Origin of the sequence: Shewanella jiangmenensis (assembly GCF_018596335.1) — a bacterium.
GTDB classification, from domain to species: Bacteria; Pseudomonadota; Gammaproteobacteria; order Enterobacterales; family Shewanellaceae; genus Shewanella; species Shewanella jiangmenensis.
In genome coordinates this window covers 61,097-77,109 of the sequence record NZ_JAHEPS010000010.1, presented here as the reverse complement: position 1 = coordinate 77,109, position 16,013 = coordinate 61,097, and the positions used below count along the sequence as shown (strand labels likewise).

Here is a 16,013-nt window from a genome sequence, read left to right as displayed (position 1 = left end):
ATGGGGTTGTTAGTATGCAACATGAGAGTTACCTCTTTTGTTTTGATTGAAGATTCGACACCTTTATCAAAACGGGTAACTCTCACCTTTTCAAGATGATGTGTCAGATCAAGTCGCGACTAATACAAATAAGACGACAAGAACAAAAAACCAGCGCAAACGCGCTGGTTTTTTATCTTAACCGGCAGAATTCTGCCGAATCAGCTGTTACACAAAGCGGCCATCAGGGATGGCAGACGTTGTGCAGCTCAAGGTTGGTGCCGATATCGCGGTTACGATTGGCCTTGGCATCGTCGTTGCGAAGCTGAGTCAGGTGGTCAAGGTAGCCCTGAGTCACATCGCCGGTGACATAGTTGCCGTCAAACACTGAGGTTTCGAACTGTTTGATATCCGGGTTTTCCATGCGCACGGCTTCCACCAAGTCGGTCAGATCCTGGAAGATAATACCGTCAGCACCAATCAGCTTGGCAATCTCATCGGCGTCACGGCCGTGGGCAATCAGCTCATTGGAGGTTGGCATGTCAATGCCGTACACGTTCGGGAAACGGATTTCAGGTGCCGCTGAGGCAAAATATACTTTCTTGGCGCCAGCTTCGCGGGCCATTTCGATGATTTGCTCAGAGGTGGTGCCGCGCACGATGGAGTCATCCACCAGCAGCACGTTTTTGCCTTTAAATTCAGCGTTGATGGCGTTCAGTTTACGGCGAACCGATTTCTTACGCTCCTGCTGACCGGGCATGATAAAGGTGCGGCCGATGTAACGGTTCTTCACGAAGCCCTGACGATACGGCAGATCCATCACCCGGGCGATTTCCAGCGCGATATCGCAGGAAGTTTCAGGGATTGGGATAACCACGTCGATGTCGTTGTCGTACCACTCTTTTTTGATTTTCTCGCCAAGTTTGGCGCCCATGTTCACCCGGCTGGCGTACACAGACACCTTGTCGATGGTGGAGTCTGGACGGGCAAAGTACACGAATTCGAAAATACAGGGAGAGTAAAGTGGGTTTTCGGCGCACTGACGGGTAAACAGCTGGCCATCAAGGGTGATGTACACAGCTTCACCCGGGGCCACGTCGCGAATAACCTCAAAACCGACGGCATCAAGCGCCACGCTTTCAGAGGCCACCATGTACTCGGTGCCTTTGGCGGTTTCGTTTTTACCGAGCACCAGCGGACGAATACCGTGCGGATCGCGAAACGCCACCAGGCCTTCGCCCACAATCATGGCCACCACGGCATAGGCACCACGGGTTTGTGCATGCACTTTACCCACGGCATCAAATACCTGATCGGCAGTCAGATGCGGCGTCTGTACCTGCTGCAGCTCGTCGGCGAGCAGGTTCAGCAGAATTTCAGAGTCTGAGGTGGTGTTAACATGACGGCGCTGCTGCTTGAGGCGGGCAGTCAGGGCCAGAGTGTTGGTCAGGTTGCCGTTGTGGGCAAGCGAAATACCAAAGGGCGAGTTAACGTAAAAAGGCTGCGCTTCAGAGGAGCTGGAGCTGCCTGCGGTGGGATAACGCACATGGCCAATGCCGGCGTTACCCTGCAGACGCTGCATGTGTTTGGGCTCAAACACATCCCGCACCAGACCGTTTGCCTTCCTGAGCCTGAACGCATCATTGTCTACGGTCACGATACCGGCTGCATCCTGACCACGATGTTGCAGCACTGTCAGCGCATCATAGATGGTTTGATTAACCGGGGAATGGCCAACGATTCCGACGATACCACACATTGGAGAGTGTCCTCTTTTAAGATGTTCTGTTGTTTAGCTAATTTTTATAATTTGGGTACAAAGCTTGAGGTGTTTTCCAGGTAGTGAAAAAACCACTGGATCACAACTCCGAATTCCGGCACCAGCCTCGACTCCTTCCACCATGCGGCATTGGGAGCGCCGGTAAAGGCATCCATGAAAAACAAAATCGCGCTGACAATCAGCGCGCCGCGCAGGGCACCGAAACACAGACCAAGCAGCCTGTCGGTACCCGACAATCCGGTTTTGGACACCAATTGTCCAAGAATATAGTTGACCAGGGCCCCAAGGATCAGGGTAGTGACAAACAAAATGGCGATGGCGACCCCGTTTCTCAGCATTTCATCCTGCAACTGCGTCAGGTGAATCGCGAGGTCCTGATAAAATTGACTGGCAACAAAGAAGGCAGCAAACCACACCAGCAGCGACATGGCTTCTTTGGCGAAGCCGCGGATCAGACTGATTAAGGTCGACAGTCCGATAATTATTATGATGGCGTAGTCTATCCAAACCATGAAAGGTTGTATTCCACTCGGGCCTTAGAATCGGCGGGATTATACCGGAGCGTGACGAGTTTCTCACCCCCGCAGCACAAATAATTGTACGCGGGGGCAAACAGAGTCATTACTCCAGCGGGTTGTAGGGCATCAATTTACCCTTAAGCTGGGTCAGTGACTCGACATCGGCGGCGACCTGGCGCAGTTTGGCTTCTGACACATCCGGCCCTACATACACCTTGGTCAGGCTGCCATCCACCGGCCGCGACGGCACTGTGTAAGCTTTAAAGCCAGACTTACGCAGCTTCTTCACCAGCGCATCAACGTTGGCGGCATTGCTGAAGGCACCAAGCTGCAAGGTCCAGCCACCTTTCGCGGCCGACGCTGTGGGTTTGCTCTCCACAGCCTTTACCGCTGGCTTTTGCGCAACCGGGCCATCGGGCTGATAGGGCTGAATTTGTGGCTGATATGGCTGCGGCTTACGCTCTGCGGCCTTGGCTTCTGCAGCTTTCAGCTCCGCGGCTTTAAGCTCGGCTGCTTTGAGCTCTGCTGCTTTGAGTTCTGCCGCCTTTTTCTCTGCCGCTTTCTTCTCGGCCGCTTTTAGCTCGGCGGCTTTTTTCTCAGCAGCTTTCGCGTCGGCAGCCTTTTTCTCTAACGCTTTCGCCTCGGCGGCCTTCTTGGCGTCGGCAGCGGCTTCGGCGGCGTCAGTGTCGCTTTTCACGTCCGGCTTGGCGTCGGAATTAGACTGAGTCTTAGTGTCGGCCTTTGACTCATTCAGAGACTCGGCGGCCTTTTGTGCAGTAACCGCAGCGGCGGCTGGCGCGGCATCGTTCAGTGCGGCGTCATCCTGCCCTTCATCCTGCTGCGGCTCGTCCAGCAGAAACGCCCCATCGTCACCGCTGGGTACCGGCTCGTCGATGGCAGCGCCACTGGTGCCAGCAGCGCCATTGCTGCTTGCCAGCTCAAGGCTTTCCAGCGACTCAACCTTCATCCGCTCTTCGGAAATGCTGTTAACCCGGGTGTCGGGCCTTAACGGAATTTCGGTAAACTCTTCCTTGACTATGTCTTTTTTGCCATCGAGCAAATCGGGCAAAAAAATCACCCCCAAGGCGACAAAAACGATGGTACCGACCAAGCGGTTCTGAAACTGACTGGACAAAATACAATCCCTTTAAATTAACGATTTAAATCCGGACACAGTGTAAAAAGAACCAAATACAATTACCACATCCGCCGCATCGGCCGCGTTAAGAATGGCCGCTTTGGCATCAGGCATGTGATCAAAACACTGGTATTGGGCGCCGGCAGGCATGGCGTTGGCAAGCAGCGCAGCACTCGCGCCCCGCTCTCCTTCAAGCGACACCAGATACCATTGCGCCACCGCCGGATGCATAATTCGCAGCACCTCGGCATAGTCCTTGTCTTTAAGCATGCCGCAAAGGGCCAGCACCCGTTTGCCCTGCCAGCGGCTTTGCAGCTCATCCCGAAGATAACGCGCCGCATGGGGGTTATGGGCCACATCGACTATTACCAGCGGCGATGAACTTACCTCTTCAAGACGTCCGCCAAGGCGCGCTGCACTAATGCCCTGCACTATCGCCTCATCACTGATAACAAGGCGCTCGCCTATTGCCTCAATCACGGCAATCACAGTGGCGGCATTGGGCAGCGGCAACTGCGGCAGCGGCATATTGGAAAACGCACGGCGCTTGCCCTGATAGTCCCAGGTCGTTCTCTGGCGACTGTAGCTGAAGTGCTCGCCAACCCGGTAAAGCCTTGCGCCCACCGACGCGGCAACCTCTGCCACGGTAAGCGGCATATCCGCATCGCCGACAATAGCGGGCCGGTCGTGACGGAAAATACCGGCCTTTTCACGGCCAACCGACTCGCGGGTGTTACCCAGAAACGCCTGATGATCAAGGTCAACCGCCGTGATGACACTGATATCCGCATCAATCAGATTGGTGGCATCGAGGCGCCCGCCAAGGCCAACTTCAAGGATAACCACATCAAGCTTCGCCGCCTTAAACAGCATGAGGCCCGCGAGCGTGGCGAACTCAAAAAACGTCAGCGACAACTCGCCCCGCGCGGTATCTATGGCCTCAAAGGCGGCGATGATGTCGGCATCGGGCGCATCTTCGCCTTCAATACGGATGCGCTCGTTGTATTTGAGCATGTGCGGTGAGGTATACACGCCAACACGATAACCGGCGCGGCGCAGCACGGATTCAAGCATGGTGCAGGTACTGCCCTTGCCGTTGGTGCCGCCCACAGTGATAACAAGGCTGTCGTCAAGCGCGCTTACGCCAAGGCGACGGGCCACTTCAGACACCCGCGCAAGCCCCATATCGATTTCAGTGGGATGGATAGCCAGCAGATAGTCAAGCCACTCGCCAAGGCTGCTGCCTGGCTGCGGGCGTGAAAGCAGTGTCGATGTCATCATCATCTCCCTTGATTGTCGGCGAATGATTATCAGTGAATGATTGTCCGTGAAAAACAGTTCTGGAAAAACTGTCCACAAAAGACTGTCTACCAATAGCTGTGCGCAAAAAAGCCGGCGACTCAGTCCGGCATAAACAGTGGCCCAAGCGCCAGTTTGGGTAAGGCAAATTGTTCAGGATACGTCACATCCACCAGATACAGGCCGTGGGGTTTGGCGGTGGCGGCCGCCTTTGAGCGGTCTTTGGCCTCAAGCAGAGTCGCCATCCAATCCAGCGGCTGATTGCCAAGGCCAATTTCCAGCAGCGAGCCGACGATATTGCGCACCATATGATGTAAAAACGCGTTGGCAGCGATGTCGACAACGATATACATGCCGTGGCGGCTGACACTGACCCGATGCACATTGCGAAATGGGGTGTTGGACTGACAGCCGATGGCGCGAAAACTGGTAAAGTCACGTTCGCCAAGGAGCGCCTGCGCCGCGTCGTGCATCCGCTCGACATTGATATCGCCATGATAGTGGCTCACGCCGTGGCGCAAGATGCCGGGACGGAAATTATGGTTAAAAATCACATATCGGTAGCGGCGGGCAGTAGCAGAAAAACGGGCATGAAAATCATCGCTCACCGGCATGGCCCAGCGCACCGCGACGGCGTCCGGCAAATGCACATTAACGCCGAGAGTCCAGGCGCCTTCTTTTCGCACCGCATTGGTGTCGAAATGCACCACCTGCCCGGTGGCGTGCACGCCTGCATCGGTACGGCCGGCGCACTGCACTTCAATGGGTTCATTGGCGACAATCGATAAGGCCCGCTCAAGCTCAGCCTGAACCGAGTTCACTTCCGCCTGGCGCTGCCAGCCATAAAACTTGCTGCCGTCGTATTCTATTCCGAGCGCAATCCGCATTTGTTGCTAATCCTGGGTCTGTAACGAGCCGAAACCGCGCCATACTACCATATTCAGGCCAATCTAAAGGCATAAAAAAGCAGCGCACGGGGCGCTGCTGTTTAGACAAACTTAAGGATTGGCGTTTACACGTCAGCCAATTTCACTGAGCAGCGCCGCCGCTTCGGTTTTTTGGCGCTCATTACCGTCCATTTCGACTTCTTTGAGCAGCGCCTTGGCACTGTCTTTATCGTCGATTTCGATATAGGCGCGGGCAAGATCCAGCTTGGCGTTCACCGAGTTCTCTTCATCGTCAACATCCACCATGGCGGTGTTACCCAAGAGACTTTCAACGGAGCCGATTTCCATCTCCAGCTCGCGGTATGGCTCAGGCTCGCCGTCGTCGGCGTCGTTCAGCAGTTTGTCGATGTCGATAAAGCCATTTTCCTTCTGGAAGCTGCTTAAATCGTTATCCATGGCAGAGCGCGACTGGCGCTTGTTCTTTTCACTCGCATCCAGCGCCGCAAGTGCCTCATCGACTGTCATGCTGTGGTCACGGCCGACATCGAGCATAAAGTCATCGTCATCGCTGCCAAAAGCGGCCAGTAAATCATCATCGCTGACCTGAGGTTTAGGCTCGCTGCCAGCGTGGGCAATTGGCGCTTTTTCGGCTACCGGGTCAACATCATCGGCTTTGGCTGTCTTGATGGATTCCCATTCAAGCACATTACCGCTGCTCTTGTTGCCTTTAAGGTCGTTAAAGAAACCGGAATCCTTGGGCGACAGCGCAACCGGATCCCGCGGTGCCGTCTTTTGCGGAGCGCTTTGTGCAGAGCTTTGCGCTGAGCCAGGCAAGTCGTCTGGGCTCAGTGCACTGCCCGCACCTGTTTCGGCGCTACGAGCAGTGCCGGCAACAGCAGCTCCGGCAGCAAGCGCAGCGCCTGCGGCCAGGGCAGACGTTGCCAGGGTATCCGCATCATCGGCCCCATTGTCGTCCTGCTCAAAGCCTGCCAGCAGCGCCTCGAGGGAGTCATCATCTTCGCTGTGGGGCAGTTCATCACCAAGGCCACGGGCGATATCAAGCGTTGTGTCGCCTGCCTCAGCATCGGCTTCATTCCCTAGCAGTGACTCGGCTTGCTGCGGTTCTTCTGACGGCGCATTGAAAGCCGCCAGCAGCGCATCCAGATCATCGCTTTCGTCAGTGGCATCACTGGCATCAGTCGCAAGCGCGCCTGCATTCAGGGAGTTGTCTGCGTCGAGGGAATCGTCAGCATCCAGCTCGGCGGCAAGCGCGGCGCTGAAGTCTTCTGCTTCGCTTACGGCTTTAAGCTCACTTTCAGCTTCGAGCTCACTTTCGATTTCAAACTCACTTGCGGCTTCTGCTTCAACATTAAACTCGGCAAGCAGCGCATCCAGATCATCGTCACCCACCTCTTCGGTCAGGCTGGCCTCTGAGAGTGAGTCTTCAAGCTCGGCGGCAATGGCGTCGGCAAGTCCGTTATCGCCTGCCATAGCCTCGGCGGCGCTGGCCATTTCAGGCGCAGCGCTGCTGAGTTCAGGCGCGGCCTCAGCTGGCGCATCAAAACTGGCAAGCAGTGAATCCAGATCGGCATCATCCACAGCGCCGTCAATTTCACCTTCAAGCTCAGCGGCGATGGCATCGGCAAGCTCATCGCTGCTCCCGGCCGGGCTTTCATCAGGGCTTGCGGCACCCGCCTCATCGGCACTATCAGTTCCGAACGAGGCAGTGCCAAACGAGGCCAGCAGCGCATCCAAATCTTCCTCTGATGCGCTGTCGGTATTGTCGATATTAAGAGCGTCTTCAAGCTCTTTGGTCAGCTCGGCTGATGCGGCGTCATCCTCGCTGGCAAATCCTGCCATCAGGGCATCAAGATCGTCATCTGCTGCGATAGCATCTGGGGCTACGGTAGAAGCTGGGGCTGCACTCATCTCTTCGCGTGAGTCTGAAGCGGCATCATCGCTATCAAGCCCTGCCATCAGCGCATCGAGGTCGTCATCCTTTGCAGAATCGTCATTGGCAAAAGTCTCGTCATCGGTCGCAGACATTGCTGGCAGCTCTGCTTCGTCAGCGTCTACCGACAATCCGGCCATCAGGGCATCAAGGTCGTCATCATTGGGCAATGCCTCGCCATCAGCCTGCTCGCCCATGGCCTCGGCCCATAGGTCGTCCAGAGACTGACCGTCATCGCTGACGGCATCATCGGTCGCGACAAACAAATCCTGCTCATCGTCAATCTGCTCAGGCTTAAGCTCAACACTGTCCATATCCAGCAGTGAATCAAGAGACGATGCCTCGTCCTCGGCATCAAGATGCACTGCCATTTCATCGATATCATCATCCATCGCCACCGCGGTTGCAGTGGCTGCTGCGCCCACGGCACCTGCGGCAACAGCAGTGCCCATCATAGATCCATTGGCCTGCTCGGCCATCTGCTTATTGCGGCGACGGCGCATCACGGTCCAAATCAGCAGCAGCACCAGCAAGGCCGGAATAATGGCGGCAACAGCCAGCAGCAGCGGATTGTCCATCAGGTTTCGCCAGGTGTCGCCGGGCTTACTGGCTTCGACTTCGGCAAGCGCCTGGGCCTGTTTCAGCTCTTTGTTTTCGGCCATCAGCTGCTCGTTTTGCAGCTTAAGCTCGGCCATGGATTCATTGCTGCTTTGCAGCTCGTCGGTGAGCTCTTTCACCTTGGTGGTCAGCGCGTCGACATCATTGGTCTTGACCCCGAGCGCTTCGGTCAGGCGGGTAATTTCCGCTGACAGCGCCTGGTTTTCATCAACGAGTTTGGGGTCAACCGTCGGCACAGTCACAGGTGCTGGCTTGTCCACCACTTTTGGCGGTTTGGGTGGTGTAGCGGCGGCTGTTTCAACTTTCGCTGCCGGACGCGCGGCAACCGGCTTGGCCGCTACTGTGCCACGGCGCCAGGCGCGGTCATGCTCTTCGGCCTGCTGCTGGGCAAGATTACGCGGAATTGAGGCCATCTGCGACTTTGACGGAATGGCCAGGATCATGCCCTTTTCGAGGGTGTTGTAATTGGGGCCGCTGAAGGCGTGAGGGTTGGCGTCGTAAATCGCCGCCATCACCTGATAAATGCTGACACTGCTGTCTGGCCTGACTTTCTGGGCAATACTCCAGAAGGTATCCTGCGGCGTAGTAGGGCCATATTGGCGCTGGGAAACAACACGTTCTTGGCCGTCCGGACCGGTGATTTTCAGCTGCTCGGCAGCGTGGACGTCGGACAGCAGGGGAAAGGCAGACAGGGCCAGCACAGAAGCCAACATGCCAGCGAGATAGGAGGTACGAAAGTTCATCAATTAGTCCCTTTCAAGCGCTCAAGGTACGCCCGATGACAACTTGCTTTAGGCAATTGTATTTATTGAGATTACTATAAACCAGAATTCCATGCCCTGCTACTGTTCACATTTGCAAAACAAAAAAAGCCCGCAGACTGCGGGCTTTTTCAGCATTCTCAACGACTTTGCGTAATTTTACAGGTAGTCGCGAATGAGGATTTCACCGATTTGAACGCTGTTCAGCGCAGCGCCTTTACGGATGTTGTCCGACACCACCCACAGGTTGATACCGTGGGAGTGAGAAATGTCGTTACGCACCCGGCCAACGAACACAGGATCCTGTCCGGCAGCTTCGGTCACGGCGGTTGGGTAATCGTCATCGTCTTCAAACAGCACAATACCCGGTGCATCACGCAGCAGCGCCTTGACTGACTCGGCATCGGTCTGGGTACGGGTTTCGATGTGCACAGCTTCGGAGTGACCGTAGAATACCGGCACACGTACCGCAGTCGGGTTCACCAGAATCGAGTCATCACCGAGGATTTTGCGGGTTTCCCACACCATCTTCATTTCTTCTTTGGTGTAGCCGTTATCCTGGAACTTATCGATATGCGGCAGCACGTTAAAGGCAATTTGCTTGGCATACACGCTTGGCTCTACCGGCAGGCCCTGCAGCAGCTTGGCGCACTGACCGGCCAGCTCTTCGATAGCCTTTTTACCGGTACCGGACACCGACTGATAGGTGCAGACGTTGATACGGTCGATACCAAAGGCATCGTGGATTGGCTTAAGCGCCACCAGCATCTGAATGGTCGAGCAGTTAGGGTTGGCGATGATGTTGCGGTTACGGAAATCCGCAATCGCTTCGGGGTTCACTTCCGGTACCACCAGCGGAATATCGATGTCGTAACGGAAGTGAGAGGTGTTGTCTATCACCACACAGCCATGCTCGGCGGCAATTGGCGCCCACTTGGCAGACACATCGCCACCGGCAGAGAAGAAACCAATCTGCGCCTGTGACCAGTCGAAGGTGTCAACGTCAATAATTTCCACCTGTTTACCATGAAAAGTCACGGTATCACCGGCGCTGCGCGCACTGGCGAGCGGAAACAGCTTGGCAACGGGGAAGTTACGCTCTTCGAGGATCTCGATCATGGTTTGACCCACAGCGCCCGATGCACCCAACACTACGACATTAAATTCCTGCGACATAATACTCAACCGACGTTAGAAAAACCCAAAAAGGACACCCAATTTACCTCAGTTCCCGTAGCATTTTCCAGCTTAAGGGCACTGAATTCTCGCCGATGTTTGTGATTTTTTCTCATATTATCAAACCCGCCGTTATGAAGGGCGTCACGGCGGAATTGCCAATCATCATCGCGGATATCGTATACGGTGCGGCACAGCGCCAACAGGTTTGGTTCAGACAAGGCTGCATTGACGCCAAGTTCAAGGCCAAGGGAGGAGAATCTGAAGGCCGGCAGCAGCGTATTCAGCGTTTTATCCTCTGATATCCCAAGGATTTTACAAAGCGACTGATACAGCATAAAGGTGCCGCGCGCCTTGCCTTCGAGGCTGTAGCCGGCAATGTGCGGCGTGGCGATATCCACCAAAGGCACCAGCTCAGGCATGGGATTGGGCTCACCTTCCCACACATCGAGCACCAACTTTACATCCGCACGCTGCCCTTTAATTTTGATAAGCGCGCGGTTATCTATCACTTCGCCGCGGCAGCAGTTAAGGAGCCAGGCATTGGGTTTGAGTGCGTTAAGGCGCGCTTCATCAAACAAATACCAGGTGGGATGCGGCCCGTCTTTGGTGATGGGCACATGCAGGCTGACTACATCGGCCCAGCCGATGAGTTCATCGAGCGGATAAAAGCGGCGTTTATCACCGGCGGATGCCAGCAGCGGATCGCACAGACGATAGTCAACGCCATAGGCATCAAGGCAGCGCGACAGCGCAGTGCCTGTGTTACCGGCACCAACGATGGCGACTTTTTTGCCTTTGAGGGTTTCACCGTAGCGTTTGCCAAGCTCGAGCATGGCAATAAAGGCAAACTCGCCCACGGCGGTGGCGTTACAGCCAGGGGCATTGGCAAAGGGAATGCCGCGCCGCTCAAGCAGCGCTTTATCCACATGATCTGTGCCTATCGTGGCACTGCCAACAAACTTAAGGCGTTGATTTTTTGAAAGCAGCGCCTCGTTTACCTTGGTTACCGAGCGCACCAGCAGCACATCGGCATCAGCAACCTCATCGGCGCTGAGACTGCGGCCATTAACATAGTGGATGTCGCCCAAATCACCGAACAGCGCATCCACGTAGGGCATATTTTCATCCGCAAGGATTTTCATCTGACAACAAGCTCCTTCGACAGCGTGGCCCAATTGTAACAGACAATAAAAAAGGGAAGCTGCTGCTTCCCTTTCAATTTTATGAACTCTGTTTTATGAACTCTGTTTTATGAACACTGTGCTCGCAAATGGCACTCAGTGCACAAATTACTTGTACTTGCGCATCACCAGCGTGGCGTTGGTGCCGCCGAAACCGAAGCTGTTGCTCATCACAGTGGTGAGCGGCGCTTCACGGTATTCACGCACAATCGGCATACCTTCGGCCTGAGGGTCGAGGTTGTCGATGTTGATAGAAGGCGCGATAAAACCGTTTTCCAGCATCAGCAGGCTGTAGATGGCTTCGTGCACACCGGCGGCGCCGAGGGCGTGACCGGTCAGCGACTTGGTAGATGCAAAAGGTGGCACCTTGGCGCCAAACACTTCGCGGATGGCTTCAAGTTCACGTACGTCACCTACCGGAGTAGAAGTGCCGTGGGTGTTGATGTAATCGATTGGGGTATCGACATCGGCCAGGGCCATCTGCATACAGCGCATGGCGCCTTCACCGCTTGGGGCAACCATGTCGTAACCGTCAGAAGAAGCACCGTAACCAATCACTTCGGCATAGATCTTGGCGCCGCGCGCCAGCGCATGCTCGAGTGATTCGAGGATAACGATACCGCCGCCACCGGAAATCACAAAACCATCACGGTCAGCATCATAGGTGCGAGAGGCTTTTTCAGGGGTTTCGTTGTACTTGGTTGACAGCGCGCCCATGGCGTCAAAGCCCATGGTCAGGGTCCAATCCAGCTCTTCGGCGCCGCCGGCAAACACCATATCCTGCTTACCCATCTGGATAAGCTCAGCCGCGTGGCCGATACAGTGGGCAGAGGTGGCACAGGCTGAACTGATAGAATAGTTAAAGCCTTTGATTTTGAACGGGGTAGCCAAACATGCTGAGGCGGTAGAGGCCATGATGCGCGGCACAATGTAAGGGCCAACGCGCTTCACGCCTTTTTCGCGCAGGGTGTCGGCAGACTGGACCTGGTTGGAGGATGAGGCACCGCCGGTACCCACCACCAGGCCCACGCGTGGGTTGGAGTATTGTTCTTCAGTCAGGTTGGCATCGCTGATGGCTTCCTGCATGGCAAGGTAAGCGTAAGCGGCGGCATCGCCCATGAAACGCAGTGCTTTGCGGTCGATAAGCTCGGACGGATCCAGCTTGATATTGCCCCATACGTGGCTGCGAAGCTGCATCTCTTCGAACTGGGCGGAATGGGTAATACCGCTGCGTCCGGCCTTGAGTGATTCGGTCACTTCTTGTTTGTTGTTACCGATACTGGAAACAATGCCAATGCCGGTGATAACGACTCTTTTCATGTTCTACTATCCATTCCGTACTATGAGTACCATTTTAGTGCGCCAATACTACCGCCTTTGGCGCTTTTAAGTGGTCAGCTTTCCATAAAGGGCGGTAAAATAATGCCAATTTCGCGACTATGAGTAAATTTTTTTAACCCCATGCCCGAGTTTTTTGCCATCGATATGGCCTTGCCATCATCACTGCCCCTGCCTGAAGGCCCCTGCGTTGTGCTGTTTGAGGCGCTGCCTGAGCCGCGCCTTTGGCAGCGGATGCTAGACGCGGTGCAAACAAGTGCGCCAACAGCTTGCGAACAGCATACGGCTAAAAAGCCATTACAGATCATCATGCTGCTAAAAGATGAAGCTGAGCTTAACGCCCTGGCTAACGACACCGGCCATCCGCTGTCGCGCTTTGCCGTGGCCGCAAGCCACATTAAAGGCGGACAAAGGTTTCATCTTGATGACAATGCCTGGCTTGACTTTTACCTTTGTGAGCAAGGCAAAGCTGCCACACTCGAAGCATTCGATAAAGCCAGCGTCGATGTGCTTATCAGCCCTTCTGGGCCATTTGAGCACGCGGCGCTAAAGCTTTTACATCAAGGCAGCCTCCTGATTGGCGATACCAAGCCAGACATGCAGGCAACCCTTGCCGTAAAGCTGGCTTTTTCCGCAAAGGATATCAGCATAGTCGGCGCCGGCGTTGCCGGAGCAAGCCTTGCGCTGTCACTGCTTCGCCGTGGCCATAAGGTGAGGCTTTACTGCGCCGACAGCGCTCCCGGTATGGGCGCGTCCGGTAATCGTCAGGGTGCGATTTACCCACTACTCACCCCCGAAGCCTGTCATCTGACGCGGCTGTTTGTACCGGCGTTTTTGTATGCCAAACGCTTTGTCGAGTCCCTTGCTCATCATCCCCTGCCCTTTGATTTTTGTGGCGTGCTGCAAACCGGTCATGATGAGCGCGCCGCCGAGCGTATCGAAAAGCTCTTGGGCAAAACCTGGCCCAAAGAAGTGGCTGTGAGAGTCGATGCCAATGAGGCAAATCATATCGCCGGTGTTGCCATCGACAGGGGCGGCATTTTTTACCCCCACGGCGGCTGGGTATCACCGGCGAAACTCTGTGAAGCCGCCATTGAAGAAGCCAAAACCCTTGGGCTTAAGTGCCATTTCAACGTCAACATCAGCGCGATTGAGCAAACCTTTGATGGCTGGCGCCTGTGCACTCCGGCAGGCAACATTGATACCAAGGAACTGGTGCTGGCAACCGGTCACAGGATCACAGACCTTACCCAAACCCGGGCGCTGCAACTAGCGCCGTTTCGTGGCCAGGTGAGCCATGTACCGACCCAGGGCAAACTTGGTGAGCTTAAAACCGTGCTCTGTGCCCACGGCTACTTTACGCCAACTGACGATGGCAGCCACTGCATGGGCGCAAGCTATGTGCGCGGCGATACTTCCGTTGAGTATCGCGAGCAGGAGCAGCAGGAAAACCTGCACAAAATGCAGGAGAGTTATCCCGGCAAAGACTGGGTGAAGGATTTGGATATCGGCGGCCAAAGCGCCCGCGCCGGTATTCGTATGGTGAGTCGCGATCACCTGCCGATGGCAGGCGCCGCGCCGGATGTAGCCGCCATTCTCACGCAATATCAAACCGTTGGCCACGGCCCCAAGGGCGCTGAGTATTGGCAAAACCAGGCTGCGCCTGTGCATCCGGGGCTTTATATTTTCTCGGGTCTTGGCTCGCGGGGCTTATCCAGCGGCCCGCTGATTGCCGAATGTCTGGCCGACAGCCTCTCAGGCACAATACCCGTGCTTGAGCGCGATGTGATGGATGCGCTTAACCCCAATCGCATGTGGCTTCGGAAACTCAAGAAAGGCAAGGCGCTGGACTAAGAAACTGGCAACAGAGTTTCTAAAAAAACAGTTGCTAAAAAACAGTTGCTATAAAAACAAAGGCAGGAAATTCCTGCCTTTATTATATCTGCGAGACGCTTAAAACGCGCTGCGAAGCTCAGCCCAGGCGGCGGTCACCAGCGCGAAATCGTCATCGGACAATTCGCCGCGGGCCGTTGCCAGACAGTTTTCCATCTTGGCATCCAGGCTGTCGTTATCGACCGCGCCTTCGGCCTCAAGTTCGGCCAGCGCCACGGCCAAATGGCCTTGCAGGTAGCCACTGGCAAACAGGGCGTCATCATCGCCCGAGGCCACTATGCCTTCAATCCACTGGTCGAGGGCTGCATCATATTTCTCAAACATCTGTTACTCCGTGGGATTTGCCACTTGATACATGACATAGTCGCGGTAGCCCGTGACTATCCGGTAATAACCACTCAGGGCCTTATCCAGCTCAGGGTCGCCACTATCCACGATAAGCGGTCTGCCTTCAAGGGCTTTAAGCTTGCTTTTGGTGGCAACAATCAAAATATTGTCGCGGCCGATACGGCGGATAAGCTCGGGGCTGAGCTGCTGATTGCCACGGCCAAGGATATGGCCCTGGCCACCAATCAGGGTGATGACGAGTTTAAGCGCTTTTCCCTGCGTTTCTTCAAGTAGCTGATTGGCGGTAAGATCGGACGCGATAAGCGCTCTGTCCTGCACTAAATCCACCCCAAGCAGGGTATTTTCAAGCCCAAGCTCGTCCATCACGGCGGCAACCGTGCTGCCAGAGCCCATGATATAGAGGCTGTCATCCATGGACGACACCACCTCGGCGGCGATATCGGCAAGCACCAGCTCATCCACTTCCTTGCCGCCCATCTTCACCGCCTGTACGTAGCGCGGCTCGGCCGGCACCAGCATTTCACCAAAGCGGCGGGCGCGCACTGTGCCCTCACGAAACGCCACTTCGTCGATATCCATTACATCGGCTTCCATAAGCGACACCAGCTCCCCTTCCATCAGGAGCTTAAGCACCAGCCCCGAGGCCTTGGGGGTAATGCCGTATACGCCGGAATGGATTTTCACCCCGGCCGGTACGCCAAGCACCACCTGCTGCTCATCGACAGCCGCGTAAACATCCCGCGCTGTGCCATCGCCGCCGGCAAAAAGCAGCAAGTCGAGAGTCTCAGCCGCCAGCGCCTTCACCGCCTCGCGGGTATCCTCTGCGGTTGTGTGAACATTTTTGGCGCGGTAATGCACCTTTACCTCAAAACCAAGCTCACGGCACAGGTCTTCGCCCATGCTGCCTGCGGCGGTGTGGACGATAAACCTGTCTTTAAAAGGCAGCACCTGCTCCAGAGCGGTTTGCATCCGCAGGTGCGCCTTGGGCACGGCGCCGCGTGACAGCGCTTCTTCGGCCACGCCATCACTGCCTTTCAGGGCAACACTGCCGCCAAGGCCCGCCAGCGGGTTGATGATCAGGCCGAGTCTGAACTTATTGGCCATGGGTTTCCTCACATTCGGGTACAGATTATTGATTTTATG

The 16,013-nt window shown here is 55.5% G+C and carries 12 protein-coding genes and 1 pseudogene; 1 reads left to right on the top strand and 12 read right to left on the bottom strand.

The window, feature by feature from the left end; genetic code table 11:
* Positions 1–223 precede the first annotated feature (223 nt).
* From purF to fabB, 10 genes and pseudogenes are all read right to left on the bottom strand, one after another.
* Positions 224–1,738 carry an amidophosphoribosyltransferase gene (gene purF, locus KJI95_RS17765; protein ID WP_214508541.1) on the bottom strand — a complete coding sequence of 505 codons (1,515 nt, stop codon included), beginning with the start codon at positions 1,736–1,738 and terminating at the stop codon, positions 224–226.
* Between the two features lie 44 nt (positions 1,739–1,782).
* Complete coding sequence (locus KJI95_RS17760; RefSeq protein ID WP_214508540.1) at positions 1,783–2,271, bottom strand: CvpA family protein; 489 nt, start codon at positions 2,269–2,271, stop codon at positions 1,783–1,785.
* Between the two features lie 109 nt (positions 2,272–2,380).
* Entirely contained in the window at positions 2,381–3,244 is an 864-nt protein-coding gene (locus tag KJI95_RS17755) for an SPOR domain-containing protein (protein WP_214508548.1), read from the bottom strand.
* A gap of 29 nt (positions 3,245–3,273) precedes the next feature.
* Positions 3,274–3,412: pseudogene (locus KJI95_RS19715) on the bottom strand (sporulation protein); the annotation flags it as partial.
* 12 nt (positions 3,413–3,424) lie between these two features.
* On the bottom strand, positions 3,425–4,681 hold the full coding sequence (folC, locus tag KJI95_RS17745) for a bifunctional tetrahydrofolate synthase/dihydrofolate synthase (RefSeq protein ID WP_214508547.1): 1,257 nt from the start codon (positions 4,679–4,681) through the stop codon (positions 3,425–3,427).
* 134 nt (positions 4,682–4,815) lie between these two features.
* On the bottom strand, positions 4,816–5,601 hold the full coding sequence (truA, locus tag KJI95_RS17740; RefSeq protein WP_214508539.1) for a tRNA pseudouridine(38-40) synthase TruA: 786 nt from the start codon (positions 5,599–5,601) through the stop codon (positions 4,816–4,818).
* A gap of 132 nt (positions 5,602–5,733) precedes the next feature.
* The gene (locus KJI95_RS17735; RefSeq protein WP_214508538.1) at positions 5,734–8,913 is read right to left on the bottom strand and encodes a FimV/HubP family polar landmark protein; all 3,180 of its coding nucleotides are present in this window, start codon (positions 8,911–8,913) and stop codon (positions 5,734–5,736) included.
* Positions 8,914–9,090: 177 nt separating this feature from the next.
* The gene (locus KJI95_RS17730; protein ID WP_214508537.1) at positions 9,091–10,107 is read right to left on the bottom strand and encodes an aspartate-semialdehyde dehydrogenase; all 1,017 of its coding nucleotides are present in this window, start codon (positions 10,105–10,107) and stop codon (positions 9,091–9,093) included.
* Positions 10,108–10,112: 5 nt separating this feature from the next.
* Positions 10,113–11,252, bottom strand: a complete 1,140-nt coding sequence (locus tag KJI95_RS17725) for a 4-phosphoerythronate dehydrogenase (RefSeq protein WP_214508536.1) — start codon at positions 11,250–11,252, stop codon at positions 10,113–10,115.
* Between the two features lie 147 nt (positions 11,253–11,399).
* Positions 11,400–12,611 (bottom strand): beta-ketoacyl-ACP synthase I, encoded by a 1,212-nt coding sequence (gene fabB / locus KJI95_RS17720; RefSeq protein ID WP_214508535.1) that lies wholly within the window; start codon positions 12,609–12,611, stop codon positions 11,400–11,402.
* A gap of 327 nt (positions 12,612–12,938) precedes the next feature.
* Here fabB and mnmC1 point away from each other — a divergent pair, with 327 nt between their 5' ends.
* Positions 12,939–14,483, top strand: a complete 1,545-nt coding sequence (gene mnmC1 / locus KJI95_RS17715; RefSeq protein ID WP_214508534.1) for an FAD-dependent 5-carboxymethylaminomethyl-2-thiouridine(34) oxidoreductase MnmC1 — start codon at positions 12,939–12,941, stop codon at positions 14,481–14,483.
* Positions 14,484–14,582: 99 nt separating this feature from the next.
* Here mnmC1 and KJI95_RS17710 read toward each other — a convergent pair whose 3' ends face one another.
* Positions 14,583–14,846 (bottom strand): YfcL family protein, encoded by a 264-nt coding sequence (locus tag KJI95_RS17710; RefSeq protein ID WP_214508533.1) that lies wholly within the window; start codon positions 14,844–14,846, stop codon positions 14,583–14,585.
* A gap of 3 nt (positions 14,847–14,849) precedes the next feature.
* The gene (locus tag KJI95_RS17705) at positions 14,850–15,974 is read right to left on the bottom strand and encodes an ATP-NAD kinase family protein (protein ID WP_214508532.1); all 1,125 of its coding nucleotides are present in this window, start codon (positions 15,972–15,974) and stop codon (positions 14,850–14,852) included.
* Positions 15,975–16,013: the final 39 nt, after the last annotated feature.